Here is a 16,868-nt window from a genome sequence, read left to right as displayed (position 1 = left end):
ATATAATTTAAAGAAACAAGAGTTGAATGATTGTATAAATAATTAAGTTATGTACTGGAGGTAGGATAAATGCAACAATATACAGATCTACGAAATGAATTAATAGCTAAAAGAGGTGAAATATATACTAACCAGTTAACAATGTCTGTTGGTGAAATTATAAATCTTTATGAAAATAGAGAAGTTAATTTAGAACCAGCATTCCAAAGGTTGTTTAGATGGAATCCACAACAAGAAACTAATTTTATTGAATCAATTTTATTAGGATATCCAATACCGGCTATTTTTGTTTTGCAAAGAGAAGATGGTATTTGGGATGTGATTGATGGTGTTCAAAGACTTTCTACAATATGCCATTTTGCTGGAATTCTAAGAGATATAGATACAGGAGAAAAAATTGAAGCACTGAAACTTGAAAGTGCAAAAATTTTAACTAAATTAGAGGGGAAATATTATTCAAAAGAAGATCCTAGTCAATGTTTAGATGTTTCTACAAGAATTGATTTTAAAAGATCAACTTTTCCAGTAATTGTTCTAAAACATGGAAGTGAGCAGAATTCAAAATATGAATTGTTCAAAAGATTAAATACAGGTGGATCACATTTAAGTTCACAAGAAATACGAAATGCACTTATATTAATGTATAATGAACAAGTTTATAACAAGATGGATAATTTTTGCAAGAGTGACAATTTTAAAAGTTTATTAAGTTTATCAGATAATAAATTAGAACTTAGAATGGATATGGATATATTAACAAGATTTATAGTTATGAGAAACTATAGGGAATTAGATTCGGTATCAAATACAATAGAAATAAATGAATTTTTAGATGACGCTATAAAGGATATAATTTCACAAGAGGATTATGAAATAAATAAAGACTTAGAGGTGTTTCATAAGTTAATCAATTTTTTACAATGTAATATAGATGAAGAATATGGTTTTAAAGTATATAATGATAGCGCTAAAAGATTTAAGGGAGCTTTTAATTGGTTTGTTTTTGAAACTGTAATATGGGGTATAACTGTTCTTAATGACATATCAATACTAGATTCTGATAGAGATCTAATAGTAAGTAAAATTAAGAAATTAAAAGGAACTGGACAATATCAACAATCAAAATCTCTTTCTAATTTAAAAGTTATTCAAAGACTTAAAGAAGCTAAAATAGAAGCAAAAGAGGTTTTTAATTTAAATGAGTAGTAATGATGAATTAATAGAAGCTTTTATTAATGACATGGATACTGAGTTATCTATTAGAAAGAAGGAATTATATTTAATAAAAGAGATTTTGGATTCAATAACGAATATTCCTAATAAATTCACGATTATTAGGAATACTGTTCCATCTTTATATGCTCATTATGAAGGTTTTTTAAAATTTAGCTTTCAAAAATTAATTGAAACAATAAAGTCAATGGATATTGATAATAGTGATATAAATAAAAAATTTTTAATTATGTGCTTGGTTACCAATTTAGAAGACCATATTTCAAGTCAAAAATCAAAATCTAAAGTATTAATAAGCAATTTTGATAAAATATATAAAAATAATGATAATATTTTAAATGTAACCAAATTGGATAAATATATTTTAAATCATGATACATTAGATCAAACATGTGAAATATTAGGTATAGATTTAGACAAGATATTGATTGATAAACAAAATTTCAGAGAATTTCCAAAGGCAGAATTAGGTATTCTTTACGCTAGAAGAAATGAGATTGCACACGGTGATATATCTACTTCCAATCAATTTTCAATTTCAAAACAAAAAGATATAACTAATGGACAAGTGAGTTTTGCTTATAAAAATTGGGTTGAAAATTATAATTGTGTATTAGGGGCTTTAGATCTTATAAAAAATATGTTTATTGATTATTTAATGAATGAACATTATTTGGATAAAGTCATTTAAAAATTACTATATAGTAATTTTATTGCACCTATAGTAAACTATATAAGTGATGATATAGGATATGGGTGATTAATTATGGATATAATTGAACAAAAAATTTTAAACATGATTGAAAATGAGACAGAAAAATATATAAAAGATATTGATGTAGATACCAGGAAGAAAAAATCGCAATTTTTTACTTCATGTAATGTTGCGACCAAAATGGTAGAACTAATTAATATGAGTAGGTATAAATCTTTTAATGAAATAAAAATACTTGAACCTTCAGCTGGGTTTGGGATGTTAATTTTCACTTTAATATTAGAACTAAATAGAAGAACAAAAATAAAAAAGATAATGCTTACTTTATACGAAAATGATAGTATTATATGTGACTCTCTTTCTACAATAATCAAAGTGATTAAGGAATATTTAAATGCATATGATTGTAATCTAGAGTATAAAATTGTTAATGAAGATTTTATTTTGTTTAACGAATGTGCTTGGAGTAATGAAAATACACAAGAAATAGACAAATTTGATTTGATTATTTCGAATCCTCCTTATAAGAAAATAAAAAGAGTTGACGCTCAGGCGAGTATAATGAGTAATATAATAACAGATCAGCCTAATTTGTATCATTTATTTATTGCGCTTAGCCTAAAACTTCTAAAGGAAAATGGGGAGTACATAACTCTCACACCAAGAAATTATCTTGTAGGGAAATATACCTGTAAACTTAGACGGTGGATACTAAATAATTTTTCAATAGCTAATTTACATTCATTTGATAGCAGAAGTTTATTTAAAGAAGTAAACCAAGAGGTTATAATAACTAGAATTGTTAATTATGAGCATAGTAGAATAAAAGTATCATATAATTCATCAAGCAAATTTACAACCTCAATAAATAAATTGATGTTTGATAAAGACAAGCATATGATAGTACTTCCTACTACAAAAGAGTCGTTATCTGTTATTAATAGCTTTCATAAGAGAGGTAAGAAACTTTCCAGCATAGGAATAAGGTGTATTGTTGGTCCAATTGTTCAATTTAGAAATTTAGAATATTTAAGTAAAAATAAAACAGACAAAAACAATATTCCATTTTTAATACCATCAGATTTAAAAGATAATCTTATTTTGTTTAATAATAGAAATGAAAAATATAAATATATTTCTGGTGAAATAAAGTCGAGGTTAACTAGAAATACAAATGGGTTGCTTTTAAGAAAGGTAACTGCAAAAGATGATAAAAAAGTTATAGTAGGAGCAATACTTCAGAAAGAATACTTTTCAACTGAAATAATAGGAATAGATAGTAACTTAATATTTTTTCAAGGACTTAATAGAGAAATGTCTATTGAAGAATGCTATGGATTGTATGCTTTTCTTGTTTCAGATTACTTTTCTGAGTATTATTTATTAATAAATGGAACACATACAATTAATATATTTGAATTAAGTTCAATGTATTTTCCAGGAATAGAGGATTTAATAAATATAGGTAAGAAACTTATAAGGCAAAAACAATTGAATAAAGAAGATATAAATGAATTAATCAATGAATATTTTGACACATAGATTTTTAAAAATTTGAATACAAATTTATTATATTATTCATAGAATACTTTTATTATTGTTTGAGACTTGGAACCTATAAGGAAATTATGTTGTATTAGTATTAATTTTTAATGAAACTTTGTTACAAAAATAAATAGTTATCGAAATATAAGAAGCTAACTTTTGATCAATCTTTTTTTCAAAACTTAGCTCTTTTTTTCTTATGGTAAATAATGATTTTACCCAATGATTTTGATTGAATTTTTTTACAAAATCACAGATTTAAAATAAAGTTTGAAATATTAAAACAAAGATTAAATAAAAGCAAAGAAGAAACTAAATACTATACTTGAGATGTGTAGTGTATATAACTTTAAATTAAAACAAAAAATAGAACAAATAATTAAACTGCACATTCTTACTTAGGTGAGAGTGTGTGGTTTTTGCCTTATAAAAAGGTATGATGATTATATGGCAAAAAGAGCTAGGTGCATTAGTGGCTTAAATCCTTTTCTAAGATAATAAACCTTTTCTCTGAATAATAAAGTTTTTCCATAATCCTTGGACAGAGTGCAGGAGGCACTGTATTTCCGTTCAGGGATTTATCTGTTTGTAGGGAAAAGGTTGAAGGAGTAATGGTTAAGAAAATAGAAAATAAAGCCGAATTTAAAGTAGCTTAAAGCCCTGAAAATACTTAATTTGAGGTTAAATAGATTTTAAAATGGATATAGGGATTTGAAATAGGTAAATCTTTAGGAATACTTGCTGATTTAGAAAAGAATCTTAATAAGTTACCAGAAACAGAAAGATATTTAAATGATATAACAGAAACTGTAGAAGAGTTTCAAATAAGAAGATGTAAAAATATAATAAATAACAAACTAAAAAAGGATGAAGATATAAAGCTGTGGAAAATACAGACGCTTGCAGGTATTAGAACTAGAGACTTTAAAAAGATAAAAGAAAAAATAGTAGATTATATTAATGTAGAAAACAACATGGGTATATATGAGGAGGGAAGCAGTTAAGATAAAAGATTGGCCTTTTGAAAAAGGAGAGAAAGTAAGGCTAACATGGATTGGAGAACCTTTTAAAGAAAATAACAAATGGATGGTTAATACATATTTTAAAGGTAGTAAAGGTATTAAAGCTACAAGAAGAATTATGTTAGATTGGGCCAGTATACACTTTTTATCAGTTGACAAATATTATACTGATGGAAATTTAAATAATGGAGAAGTTTTAGAAAAAGAAGATATTATAGAAATAAATTCAAATGGTGTTAAAGCGGAATATAAGGAAAGAGATTGGGTAAATTCGGGAAGTGGATTTAAAGATAAAACGAAATCCAAGACATTTAATTTTATTAAGAATGGTAATTTATATACAATACCTATAATTGAAATAATAAGAGCTGTTTTAGCACCAGATAGGTTTATGTTAAATAGAATAGTTGAAATGGATACATTAGAGAATTATTTTACTTATGAGATAAATGGAAGTAAGCTAGATATTTATTTTACGTCTGAATATGAAGAAAAGTTATTAAAAAGTGAGAAAGTAAATCATATAGTGTGGATACTTACAAATCCGAAAATGTTTAAAATGTTTAATTCTATAGGAGAAAATATTTGGCTGTTAGGAGAATTAGAGTTTTGATAAGTTTAATGTAATGACAAAAGTTGAGAGAAAGGAAAGATACATTAGAGTATTAGAAATAGTGTCTCTTAGAAAGAAGAGAATAAATGTGGAAGAAGTAAATACATATCATCAAAGTTTGGATGAAACAATAAGCACAAATGCAGCTAAAAAAAGACTTATATAAATAAAAATACCAACAGTAATAAAAAATTAGATTCAGGGGCAGATGGAGCTACAAAAAGCCCAGATGAAATAAATACATTTTTGATTACACACGAATATGAGACTGTTCCTAGAATAAACAAGGTGAAAAGTGGCAGAAAAATTTAAAGAACTAAAGAAGATAAAACCACTAAAAAGTATATTTTAGAAAATGAAAAGTTTAGGATAACAACAAATATAGGCGGACAAGATCTGATTAGAGGGGTGGAGTTTACTAACATAGTTAATGTAGAAGAAAAAGGTGAATTAGAGGAGTTTATAGAGGTGTTAAAATTGTTAGAAAAAAGACATGATGTAAAATCTGTAGAGATAACTATTGGTGAACTTCCTGAAGGCAAAAGAAGTAGGGGATTTTCAAGGCTAAGTGATGGAATAACTAAGAGAAGATATACTATTGAAAAGATGGTTATGATAGATGGTAGAGAATATAGCTTAATTGAAGTCGAGAGAGAAGGTAGAGCTCTATCAATGTTATTATTAAAAGCTAACAATAGTGCTAAGTGGAATTAGATTTATAGTAAATTATTATTAGGATTAGTTGAGGAGAGCGGTAAGTGGAGTAATGATGTTATAAAAAAATATACAATCAGGGAATAATGGTAGATAGAAATAAGCATATAAAAAAGAGTATTTATGAAAAAGTAGAACGTATATATGAAAAGTTAAAGCTCTAAAAGAAAAACTTATTAAGGGGCGCTGGCAACATTTCTGACAAGACCCAGGTTAAGTCATAAATTGGATACAAAACATAGTTTTTACTCACTCTAAGCCAATATTATCTATAAATAAATACCATAAAGGTTAAATATACGTTGTTTTGATACTTTGTTTTAATAGTTTTAATACTGAAAATTAGTGATAAATCAGCTATTTTAAAGGCTTAACGAATAGTGCTAATAACGAGGGCTTATGGAACTAAATTTCTTAGCGTGGGATTTATCGGCTCTGTTGGCTGCACCCTTAATAATATTGGTTACTTAAAAATAATTATCTAATATATGTTAAATAAGTTTGATATCTTTTATCTATCCACACCGAAGTATGTCCCCAACCATCATTCACTATAGTATACATATAGTTTGGTGAAGAATTAGTATCATATTGTACAGTAGCGTATCCATAAGCTGCTACTTCATGATTTCCAAATTTTAGTGAGCCATCTTTTGACACTGAATCATTTGTCAATTGTACTATAAAAGGTTTATCGCTATTAATAGAGTTCGCGGCAATAGTTGGATCAAAAGTATAATAACCAGAAATAGGATCATACTTCAAAGGAGTTTGATCTACAGTATAGCCAACATTTCGGGCATTTACATAATTCTGCAATCCTGTAAGCTGTGCCCCGGAACTACTATTAGTAGGGATATAGTTAGCAACTATATAATCAATTAAAGCTCTACCAGTAGGACTTTCTAAATCAGATGGAATAAAGTTGTTATTATAGTAACGATCATAATAGTCAAGCATCATTGCGGAAGCAGTAACAAAACATCTACCATCAGGGTTATATAAATAATTAGATAACTGATTTTTTATAGTGTAGCTCTTCGTAATTGAAATTACTGTTGGCGTTACTGCTGAAGTTACTGCATAATTCCCACTAAGATCAGATAACGAATTGGCTGAGAGTATAGTGTTACTACCTATAAATAAATCTGAATTTTCAGGTGGTATAAGGTGTTCTGAACTCTTAATTGTTCTATTATTGTTCCTTTTTGGAAAATATCATGATCTTTTAAATTTTTCAATGAACCCCTATTTTGCTTAGTCTTAGAATCAATAACTTGTCCATTATTATCCTCTTCTAAATATGATAATGGGCCATTATAAAAGTGTTTTTTCCCATTAACGGTTATAAATGAATTTTTATCTACTGGTGAAAATTCTGGAATAGTATAATCAGCTAAATTTACTATTAAATACCCACCTGAGTTACTAGAAAAGAATAATGCTTGTAAGTTATTGTTTAAATTATACAACTCAATAGGATCATTTAGAGTACCTTTACCATTATGACTATTAAAAAATTTTTGTACATAAGTTTTAATAGTAGTATAATCATTTTTTACTGTTGATTGAGACTGTGAAGTCATTTCAGCAGCGAAGGTCTTGTTAGGAGTTGCTTGAGCAAATGATAGCAGTAAACAAGCTACTACAAAAAATAATTTTGTTTTTTTTAGCATTTTTCCTCACCTTTCTTTGTTAAAATTTTTACAATTCATACTTTACCATAGTAATACATTTTTGTAAATAGGTTTATAATAATATATATATTTCATCATATGACAAAAAACATAATTAAATATATTAATTTACATTGAGTGCTGTTTGTAGTATTATCAAATAGTACAAGTATATTGTACTACTTGATAATAAAGGAGTAAAAATGTTTAGAAAGGGTGTTTGGGTTGAAAAGAATACTAATATTAATTACTGCTGGAATACTTTTAATTGGAAATTTTCATATTGTGCATGCCGAAAGTAATTATAATGTAATTAGAATAAGTGGAAATGATAGGTATCAAACATCATTAAACATAGCTAATAATTTCTTTAATGATGATTCAAAAAATATAATTATAGCAAATGGAGAAAACTTTCCTGATGCAATAGCAGGATCTATACTTTCAGAAAAACTAGATGCCCCAATTTTATTAGTTAATAAAAACTTGGAAGAAGATAAAAATTTGAGAAATCGTATAGACAAAATAACAGGAGGATGTGCAAATATATATATATTGGGAGGGGATGCTTCAATAAGTAATAATTATGAAAAAATAGCTTTCCAAAAAACTATAAGATTAAGTGGGTCGGATAGATTTAGTACCAACAGTGCAATTATAAATTATGTTAATGTAAAAAAAGGAACTCCCGTTATTATAGTTAATGGTTATGAGTTTGCTGATGCTTTAAGCGTCTCAAGTATATCAGCCATAAAAGGCTATCCAGTAATTATGACTGCTGGAGACAAACTTAATGATAATGCAGCAGAGATGCTAAAGAATATTGAACCATCTCAGATATTTATAATAGGAGGACAAGGAGCTATAAGTGATAATGTGGTTAACAATATAAATAATACTATAAAAGGCTTAAATAACAGTAAAATAACAAGAATTAGTGGAGCAGATAGATATGAGACCTCCTTAAATGTAGCTAAATATTTTAATTTAAATGGAAATACAGCAATAATTGCAAGCGGCGAAGACTTCCCAGATGCTTTAAGCGGAAGTGCATTAGCAGCAAAATTAAATGCCCCAGTTATACTTACAAATGGAAAAGATATTTCTGCTCAAAAAAGTTATTTAGATACTACTAGTTATAAAAAATTAATTTTGCTTGGAGGAGAAAGCTCCATAAGTACAGATGTAGAAAATAAGTTGACTGAAGTACCTAACACTATAGTAACCTTTTCTGATAAGAATCTAGAAGCTGTAATAAGAAAAAGTATAAATAAGCCCAATGGTGATATCTATACTAATGATATTAAAAATATTTTAGTACTAGATGCAAGTTTTAGTTCAATAAGTGATTTAAGTGATATTGGTAACTTAACTAATTTAAGAGAACTAAATTTATCTAATAACAATATTACAAGTATAGAACCACTAAAAAACATGATAAATTTAAAAGACCTAAATTTGTCATCCAACGAAATACGAGATATAAGTGTACTAAAAAATTTAGTTAATCTAGAAGAGCTTAATTTAAATTCCGACTCCGAATTAAATGATATGAGCCCTATTGGTAGTTTATATAATTTAACGTCTATTAATTTAAGTAATACTAGGATAAAAAATTTAAGTATACTAAGTAATTTAAATAAATTAACAAATCTTAGACTAGACAATAATGGATTAACTGATATAGGTATATTAAAAAACTTGGATAACCTTGAATATCTTTCATTATTGGGCAATCAAATAAATAATATAGATGTACTGACAGAATTTAATAAACTGCAACATCTTACATTATCTGAAAATAAGATAAAAGATATAGAAGCAATTAAAAATTTAACGAGTCTAAACGAACTCTATTTAGCTTATAATGAAATAAATGATATAACTTCATTAAAGGGTTTAACTAACCTAAAAATTCTTTATTTGCAAGAAAACAAAATTAAAGATGTATCTCCATTAAAGCAGTTAACCAACTTGAGTCAAGTTGTCATGGATTATAACGAGATTACTGATTCTAATGCCGAGCAATTAAAAAAACTATTACCAAATTGCAACGTGATCATTATAAAGTAGGATAATAACTACTAGTGTTGCATTAAACCAATAATAAATACTTGACAAGTTAGAAAAGCCTACGGCTTCTATTAAAAATGCTGTAGGCTTCTTAATTATAATATTATTGAACTATATATCTAAAACGTAGTTTTTAAAATTTTAATTTATGTTATGAATCAACAATATATTCAAGAACATCCTCAGTATTTTCTAGAATATTAGATTTTATTATCCTCGTGACTCTGAGCATTGAAGTTTTTACTTTAAGTACTTCTTTTAAAATATAGATAAGCATACAGGTTATAAGTGCTGTATATACTTGAATCTTAATGCTATTCTTATTGTAGCCTATACATTTCTTAATCTTAAGATGTCATGTCAAATATATTCGTTAAAACTCTAAATTTTTCTTCATTTTCATCAAAGGCAAGAATTTCTCTATAGGTATTGAGAGTTCTATTTTTGGTATATTCATTCCTAATGTGATTTCATAGTCAAATATAAAATCATTATCAACATAGGTGTTTCGGATTTCCTCGACACAAGCATTTGAGGATTGTCTTGTTATAAATTCAAATCCATAATCTGTAAAGTTATCATACCAACTGTAGTTATAGTATCCTCTATCAAAAAGATAAATGCACTTTTTAGCTTCAATCATTCTGCTGATACATTTTCGATCATTTACTTTTCCAATAACAATATTAATCCTTTCGGGATACGGACCATTGAACAATGTACTTACTCTAACAGCTGAGCGTTTTTGTTTATTATCATATTGAAAATATTTAGCTAATTAAAAGGAAGATCTATCATGGTTGAGTCAATTATTTTTAATATAGGTAAGTTTTTTGGACTTTAGCTCTTCCGAGCTTTTTATAAGTGTAATTAACAAGGTAATAATAAAGATCTTCAAAAATCCTATAATCTCTATTAGCATTTTTCTTTGATAACTGTGAAACGATTGGTATGCTTATTAGCTTTCTTAATTTGTTATTATTAGAAACTTGCGTTTGTAAATCATGAAGGTTATTTAGTCCTTTTAACTGAAAGAATAGCATTGAATATAAATGTGATTTAGTATCAAAATGTTGCACCCTAAAATCAGAATTATATTTCTTTATAGTTTGTTTAGTACATTTCCCAAAATTACATGTGTTAATTTATTAAAAAATATTTTATTATTAATAGTAGTCAAATATAAAGAACCTCCTTTTGTAGATTTCTTGTCAAAATCTATTTAACCAAAGGAGGTTCTTTTTTTCATTATTAAATTATTTCCATTGTCAACAAGTATATATTTCTTTGATGCAACAACAGTATCATTACTGATGTATATAAAATTAATTTGAGAAACAAAAATGACGAAGCTGAATAGTAAGAAAATATCGTTACTCATACTATTTTGGATTTGATCAAACTTTTTTACAAAAATAAATATTTATAAAAATGAAAAGAGCCAACTTTTGATCAAACTATTTTCAAAATTTAGCTCTTTATATTTATGAAGAAGTAACGTTTATAAGGAACATTTTAATCAAACTTTTTTACAAACCTACAGTTGTGTAAATATAATAAAGTATTAATCTAGATAATAAAATTGTAAACTAAACAATAAAGCTTTTTCATAGTCCTTGGACGGAGTGCAGAAGACACTGCATTTCTGTTCAAGGATTTGTTTGTTTTTAGTGGAAAAATAACTTGTTCCGTGTATACAAAAAAGTTGAGTATTGAATTAATATATCTTAATCACACCCAACTTTTTATATTTTCTAGACCATTTCGCTTTTTTCTTCAAGTTTAGAGTACATTTTCTCTTGCTGTTTTGTTGTAAATTGAAAGTAAATCTCTGTATTTGAAACAGATTTATGACCAAGCCACCATTGCAATTCTTTTATATCCATATCGGACTCTGCCAAATGAACTGCTGTAGTATGTTTTAGAGAATGAAAGTGGTATTTACTTTTATCATGAATATTAGCATGGGAACAGTATTTTTTCATCAGATAATCAAGAGTTTGTCTGGAAATAGGCCTATCTTTTTGGCTTTTAAACAGCACTTCAGAATCAGACGATATACTATTTTCATGAATATATCTATCTAATGCGTTTTTTGTTTTACTATCAAGTCTTATAGTATTATTACAACTCCCTTTTAGCCTTTTGCAGTAAAGTTCGCCTTTTGAAGCATTATAATCTTCTAATTTAATTAAAGCAATTTCCGAGGCTCTCAAACCACATCTATATGCAACCCTAAAAATTGATAAATCCCTAATTGCATGTACGCTTTCTAAGCTAATGATAGCGTTAAAAAGATTTTTCGCTTCCTGTTGAGTAAGATATTTAATTTTGTTACTAGAATTTCTTGCCATTGACCTTCCCCTTTTTAGATAATTGTACAATATAAATATTTTGTCTAATAAATTATAGCATAATATAGGTTAAAATCCAATTTTTATTAAAGCAATGTCAACAAATCGTGATAATATGGAATGATATGTAAAAGTTGATAACGTAATTTTGAATATATGGAATTATGTTGGATTAAAGAAATGATAAATAGGTATAAGATCATCATTTTTTGAACAAAATATTTATTTTGTTCTAATCAATAATAACGTGTATCAAAAGAAAAGTCAAAATATAAATTTTATAATTAGGATTGGGCATTTACGTAAACAAAGGAGTAGATTTATGAGAATAAAATACGAACGAAATAGGGAAGTTTTATTAGACTTCTGTAATCTTAATTATTCAATAAGTAGTTTCAAAAAATTAATTTATAATAATTTTAAAAAAGATGATAAATTTGCTGTTTGTCTTTTAGATATTAGTAATTTTAAATTCTATAATTATAGGTTTGGATATGAATATGGAGATGCAGTATTAACAATTGTTTTTTATAAAGTACAGCAGGCCATTAGAGATATAGGGAAAGTATATAGATTTGGAGGAAATACGCTACTAATTCTCTTGAAAGATATAATTAGTGAAAGTGAAGTAGAAAATATTATTAAGGATATTTTAAAAATCTTTGATTATCCAATCGATATAGGAAAAGAGCAAATAAGAATATCAACTAATATTGGAATAGCCATACATCCTCGTGATAGTACAAACATAGAGGCTATACTCAAATATGCCGAAATAGCTTTAACTTATAGTAAAAAGTGCCATAATGATAAATATAAGTTTTTTGAACAAACAATGCATCATGAAACTATTGAAAGAGGGAAGGTAGAAGAAGAACTAATAAATGCAATATATAGTAATGAATTTATATTATATTATCAGCCACAGGTAGATATTAATACAATGAAAGTATTTGGAATGGAAGCATTATTAAGGTGGAGACATCCGAAGAAAGGAATACTTACCCCTTCATATTTTATTGATATAGTTGAACAAAATGGAATGATTAATGAAATAGGAAAATTTGTTTTTCATCGAGCCTGCAAAGAATTAAAAAAGTGGCATAAATCGGGATTCGGTAACCTATGTATGTCAATAAATGTTTCGGAAACACAATTTGGAGATACTTCATTTTTAAGTTTTATTGATGAAGTCTTAGAAAAAACGCAAGTAGAAGCAAAATATATTAATGTAGAGATAACAGAAAGAATACTAATAAATCCATCAAAGAATATGTTAAACATACTTTCAGCATTAAGGAGTAAAGGAATGAAAATACTTATTGATGATTTTGGAACAAAGTATTCATCATTAAATTATTTATACTGCTTCCCTATAGATGGAATAAAGATAGATAAATCATTTATTGATAGAATAGAATCTTCAGAAAAAGAATTAATAATAACAAAAAATATAATTAAGCTTGCACATGAACTTAATATTGAAATAATTGCTGAAGGCGTAGAGCAGAAGGAGCAGTTGCAAGTGTTGAAAAAAATTAATTGTGAAAAAATCCAAGGATTTATTTTTGGAAAGCCTGTTGCTGCCGATGAATTTATTAATTTATTAAATAAGTTTAAATAAGTTTTATGATACACATATAAAAGCAAAGCTTCATGATAAAATTATTAACTAAAAGTAAGAGGGTATTTTAAGAAAGTGGTAAAAATGGGGAGGATAATTGTTATGAAAATTTTAAAAAACTTAAAAATTGTAACTACTGTGAGGGTTATATCTGCTTTTGCAATGATGGCAATGATGATAATATCAATAATTGCCATAACTGATATTAAAACAATTAATGCTAGTATGGATAAAATGTATAGAGATAGATTTATTCCTTCTACGCAGGCGGCAGACATAAGAAAAGATTTTTTGCTAATTAGGACGGGAGTTACTGAAGCATTGTATAATTATAAAGATACTTCTAATTCAGAAATACAAGGATATCATACTGACATAAATAAAATCATAAAACAACATGAACAATTACATATGACTAATGAAGAAAAAGTTATTATGGATGATGTTAAAAAAGGATTGTCGAATTATATGGCAGGATGGGATAAAATTAATTCTGAACTGTCGAATGGCAAGAAACCAACAGAGGATGAAATGAATAATCTTAAAAAAATTGCTTCTGATACATTAACAAGACTTGGAGACTTAGTTAAATATAATATAGATGAAGCAAATAATCTTGTTTTACAAGGAGATACAATATACAAAAATTCTATAAGAAATTTTATAGTAATTGTAATAATTGCTTTTATAGTATTATTAATAGTATCATTATTAATTACAAAAACAATTAAAATTTCAATCAATGAAATGGGAGAAAACCTTAATCAAGTTTCAAATGGAGATTTTACTGTTAAAATACGAGACGATAGTAATAATGAATTCGGAAAGATGAACCTTTTAATTATACATATGATACAAAGCATTTCATCTATGATTAAGATGGTCAAAGAGAATTCAAAGGATATATTGGATCAATCAGAAACTCTTTCGGCTATATCAGAAGAAATGGCTTCATCATCTCAAGAAGTATCTACTACAATACAAGATGTTGCAAATGGAGCAGGTAACCAAGCAGAAGAGTTTGTTAAAGTAAATAATACTATAAGTGATCTTGGAAGTGAAATAGAAAACATAGTAGAATCCATTAAAGATGTGAACGGTAATGCTAAAGCCATTAATTCAATGTCCTCGGAAAGCAATAAAGAAATGAACTTAGTCACAAAATCTATTGAAGAAATTGAAAATGATTTTAATGAAACTAAAGATGAAGTTTTAGGACTTGGAATGGACATATTGAAAGTTAGTGAGATAACTGATTTAATAAAGAGCATATCCGAGCAAACAAACCTTCTTGCATTAAATGCAGCTATAGAAGCGGCAAGAGCAGGAGAATCAGGGAGAGGATTTGCTGTTGTTGCAGATGAAGTAAGAAAACTTGCAGAACAATCAAAAGAATTCTCGGAAAATATAAGTAATCTTGTTGGTAAAATATCAGAGAAAAGCAGTATAGTTATGGATACTACTCAAAGTGTTAATAATAAGTTGAATAGACAAGTAGTAATCATAGAAAAATCTATAAATTCATTTGAAGACATAGTAAAATCGGTTAATGAAATCTTGCCTAAAATTGATAACATCAATAAAATTGCATTAAATATAAATAATAAAAAAGACGTAATAATAAATAATATGGAGTCAGTTTCATCAGTTTCAGAAGAAATGTCTGCTTCTTCAGAAGAAATAGCGGCCTCAATGCAGCAAATGAGTGCATCATCAGAAGAAGTTGCAGCATCTTCAGAAACACTTAATTATAAAGCAAAAGTAATGAGAGATATGGTAGAGCAATTTAAATTAAATGATTAATGTATCAGTTAAAAAAGACAATCCAATGTAAAGTTAGGGTTGTCTCTTTTGTACACGTAAAAGAAAATCAAGAGTTGTATTTAGCAGAAATTAAAGAATTCAATAAAATAGTTCCATTAAAACAAAGTTATGAAGGCGCTGCAGCACTTAAAGTTTTTAAAAACACTTTGATGAATTAAAGTGAAATTTATAGTATACTATTATTGAATTAGTAAATGAAAGAGAGGTGTGCTAGATGAAAAAGTTCAAGAATATTCTTGTAGTTGTAATTTGTGTAAGTATAGCATCTCAGATATATTTTAATTTTTTAATCCAGGGTTTTACTATATCTTTTTCAGTTGTTGTATTTTCTATACTTCTTTATAATTATGTTGGCTTAAATCCAATAAAAACAGCGATAATCACAGGAATAATCACATCATTTAATAAATCATTATGGATTTATTCTGGTATTATGAATTTTGCCCAAACCCTTAAAACAATTACGCCAGAAATAGCATTTTACGCCACTTACGGAGTCATGTTTTATTTTTTATATTATAAGAATAGGAAAAAGGATCTGACAAAGTTCATGATTTCAATATTTTTCTGCGATCTTTTTTCAAATATTGTTGAATTAAGTATTAGAACTCAAATAACTGGTATAAATAGCAATATGATAAAAGATCTTTTAATAGTAGCTTGTGTAAGATCTTTAATGACTTTAATTATATTAATAGCAATGAAATATTATAAATCATTTCTTATAAAAGAAGAACATGAAGAACGCTATAGGAGATTGATATTATTAACCTCTGGATTCAAAAGTGAAATATATTTCATGAATAAGAATGCTGCTGAAATAGAAGACGTAATGAAGAAATCCTTTTCAGTTTACGAGATCGTTTCAGAGAATCATTACCCTGACGAATTGAAAAATCTTACGCTTGATATTGCTAAAGATGTTCACGAGATTAAAAAGGATTATATTAGGGTTATGAGAGGACTTGAGGAGATAGCTAATGATAAAATAGATATTGAACGCATGAAGATAAAGGATATTATAGATATTCTAGAAATAGATATAAAGGATTACATAATCACCAAAAATTTGGATATTGAACTTGATTTCAGAGTTGAATGTGAATTTTATGTTCTCGAACATTTTTATTTGATGTCAATTATAAGAAACCTTATTTTTAATAGTATAGAAGCTATAGATAACAAAAAAGAGGATTGGTTAAACTAAAAATTGAGAAGATTGGAGATGAATATGTCTTTTCTATATTTGACAATGGAACAGGTATAAGTGATAGTAATTTAGATTTTATATTTAACCCTGGCTTTTCTACTAAGTATAATAAGGAAACTGGTAGTATATGTAGAGGTATAGGGCTTACTTTGGTAAGAGATCTGGTCCAGGATATTTTTAAAGGAAGTATATCTGTACAATCTATAAAAAATAAAAATACAACTTTTACAGTAAAAATTCCAATAAGCTCATTTAGGAGGTAAGC

17 protein-coding genes and 1 pseudogene are annotated in these 16,868 nt (G+C 27.0%); 12 read left to right on the top strand and 6 right to left on the bottom strand.

Annotation, left to right across the window (positions count from 1 at the left end):
• The first annotated feature begins 69 nt into the window (after positions 1 to 69).
• From RCG18_RS05650 to RCG18_RS05625, 6 genes are all read left to right on the top strand, one after another.
• Positions 70 to 1,206, top strand: coding sequence for a DUF262 domain-containing protein (locus RCG18_RS05650; RefSeq protein WP_308040425.1), 1,137 nt, complete (start codon positions 70 to 72; stop codon positions 1,204 to 1,206).
• Positions 1,199 to 1,924 carry an MAE_28990/MAE_18760 family HEPN-like nuclease gene (locus RCG18_RS05645; protein ID WP_308040424.1) on the top strand — a complete coding sequence of 242 codons (726 nt, stop codon included), beginning with the start codon at positions 1,199 to 1,201 and terminating at the stop codon, positions 1,922 to 1,924. Before RCG18_RS05650 ends, RCG18_RS05645 begins: the two co-directional genes overlap by 8 nt.
• A gap of 75 nt (positions 1,925 to 1,999) precedes the next feature.
• Complete coding sequence (locus tag RCG18_RS05640; protein WP_308040423.1) at positions 2,000 to 3,490, top strand: Eco57I restriction-modification methylase domain-containing protein; 1,491 nt, start codon at positions 2,000 to 2,002, stop codon at positions 3,488 to 3,490.
• A gap of 987 nt (positions 3,491 to 4,477) precedes the next feature.
• On the top strand, positions 4,478 to 5,128 hold the full coding sequence (locus RCG18_RS05635) for a hypothetical protein (RefSeq protein WP_308040422.1): 651 nt from the start codon (positions 4,478 to 4,480) through the stop codon (positions 5,126 to 5,128).
• 13 nt (positions 5,129 to 5,141) lie between these two features.
• Positions 5,142 to 5,294 carry a hypothetical protein gene (locus RCG18_RS05630; protein ID WP_308040421.1) on the top strand — a complete coding sequence of 51 codons (153 nt, stop codon included), beginning with the start codon at positions 5,142 to 5,144 and terminating at the stop codon, positions 5,292 to 5,294.
• A gap of 242 nt (positions 5,295 to 5,536) precedes the next feature.
• Positions 5,537 to 5,842, top strand: coding sequence for a Tn7-like element transposition protein TnsE (locus RCG18_RS05625; protein ID WP_308040420.1), 306 nt, complete (start codon positions 5,537 to 5,539; stop codon positions 5,840 to 5,842).
• Between the two features lie 477 nt (positions 5,843 to 6,319).
• Here the strand turns inward: RCG18_RS05625 and RCG18_RS05620 are convergent, their stop codons facing one another.
• On the bottom strand, positions 6,320 to 6,805 hold the full coding sequence (locus RCG18_RS05620) for a hypothetical protein (RefSeq protein ID WP_308040419.1): 486 nt from the start codon (positions 6,803 to 6,805) through the stop codon (positions 6,320 to 6,322).
• Positions 6,806 to 6,978: 173 nt separating this feature from the next.
• Positions 6,979 to 7,518, bottom strand: coding sequence for a hypothetical protein (locus RCG18_RS05615; protein ID WP_308040418.1), 540 nt, complete (start codon positions 7,516 to 7,518; stop codon positions 6,979 to 6,981).
• A gap of 225 nt (positions 7,519 to 7,743) precedes the next feature.
• Here RCG18_RS05615 and RCG18_RS05610 point away from each other — a divergent pair, with 225 nt between their 5' ends.
• A complete protein-coding gene (locus tag RCG18_RS05610) occupies positions 7,744 to 9,591 on the top strand; it encodes a cell wall-binding repeat-containing protein (protein ID WP_308040417.1) in 1,848 nt (615 codons plus the stop codon).
• Positions 9,592 to 9,964: 373 nt separating this feature from the next.
• Here RCG18_RS05610 and RCG18_RS05605 read toward each other — a convergent pair.
• The 4 genes and pseudogenes from RCG18_RS05605 to RCG18_RS05595 all read right to left on the bottom strand — a co-directional run.
• Positions 9,965 to 10,342 (bottom strand): annotated as a pseudogene (locus RCG18_RS05605) (transposase); the annotation flags it as partial.
• A gap of 64 nt (positions 10,343 to 10,406) precedes the next feature.
• Positions 10,407 to 10,697, bottom strand: coding sequence for a DUF4372 domain-containing protein (locus tag RCG18_RS28985; RefSeq protein WP_374119120.1), 291 nt, complete (start codon positions 10,695 to 10,697; stop codon positions 10,407 to 10,409).
• A gap of 116 nt (positions 10,698 to 10,813) precedes the next feature.
• A complete protein-coding gene (locus RCG18_RS05600; protein ID WP_308040416.1) occupies positions 10,814 to 10,972 on the bottom strand; it encodes a hypothetical protein in 159 nt (52 codons plus the stop codon).
• A gap of 373 nt (positions 10,973 to 11,345) precedes the next feature.
• Positions 11,346 to 11,945: a tyrosine-type recombinase/integrase gene (locus RCG18_RS05595; protein WP_308040415.1), complete on the bottom strand. Its 600-nt coding sequence runs from the start codon at positions 11,943 to 11,945 to the stop codon at positions 11,346 to 11,348.
• 322 nt (positions 11,946 to 12,267) lie between these two features.
• Here RCG18_RS05595 and RCG18_RS05590 point away from each other — a divergent pair, with 322 nt between their 5' ends.
• From RCG18_RS05590 to RCG18_RS05570, 5 genes are all read left to right on the top strand, one after another.
• Positions 12,268 to 13,569 (top strand): GGDEF and EAL domain-containing protein, encoded by a 1,302-nt coding sequence (locus RCG18_RS05590; protein WP_308040414.1) that lies wholly within the window; start codon positions 12,268 to 12,270, stop codon positions 13,567 to 13,569.
• A 102-nt stretch (positions 13,570 to 13,671) separates the two neighbouring features.
• Complete coding sequence (locus tag RCG18_RS05585) at positions 13,672 to 15,372, top strand: methyl-accepting chemotaxis protein (RefSeq protein ID WP_308040413.1); 1,701 nt, start codon at positions 13,672 to 13,674, stop codon at positions 15,370 to 15,372.
• On the top strand, positions 15,372 to 15,551 hold the full coding sequence (locus RCG18_RS05580; RefSeq protein ID WP_308040412.1) for a hypothetical protein: 180 nt from the start codon (positions 15,372 to 15,374) through the stop codon (positions 15,549 to 15,551). The genes RCG18_RS05585 and RCG18_RS05580 overlap by 1 nt, the downstream gene beginning before the upstream one ends.
• A 56-nt stretch (positions 15,552 to 15,607) precedes the next feature.
• Entirely contained in the window at positions 15,608 to 16,600 is a 993-nt protein-coding gene (locus tag RCG18_RS05575; RefSeq protein ID WP_308040411.1) for a histidine kinase, read from the top strand.
• The gene (locus tag RCG18_RS05570) at positions 16,588 to 16,866 is read left to right on the top strand and encodes an ATP-binding protein (protein ID WP_308040410.1); all 279 of its coding nucleotides are present in this window, start codon (positions 16,588 to 16,590) and stop codon (positions 16,864 to 16,866) included. The genes RCG18_RS05575 and RCG18_RS05570 overlap by 13 nt, the downstream gene beginning before the upstream one ends.
• Positions 16,867 to 16,868: the final 2 nt, after the last annotated feature.

Origin of the sequence: Clostridium sp. OS1-26 (assembly GCF_030915445.1) — a bacterium.
Taxonomy (GTDB): Bacteria; Bacillota; Clostridia; order Clostridiales; family Clostridiaceae; genus Clostridium_AM.
This window is presented reverse-complemented; position numbering and strand designations above follow the sequence as displayed.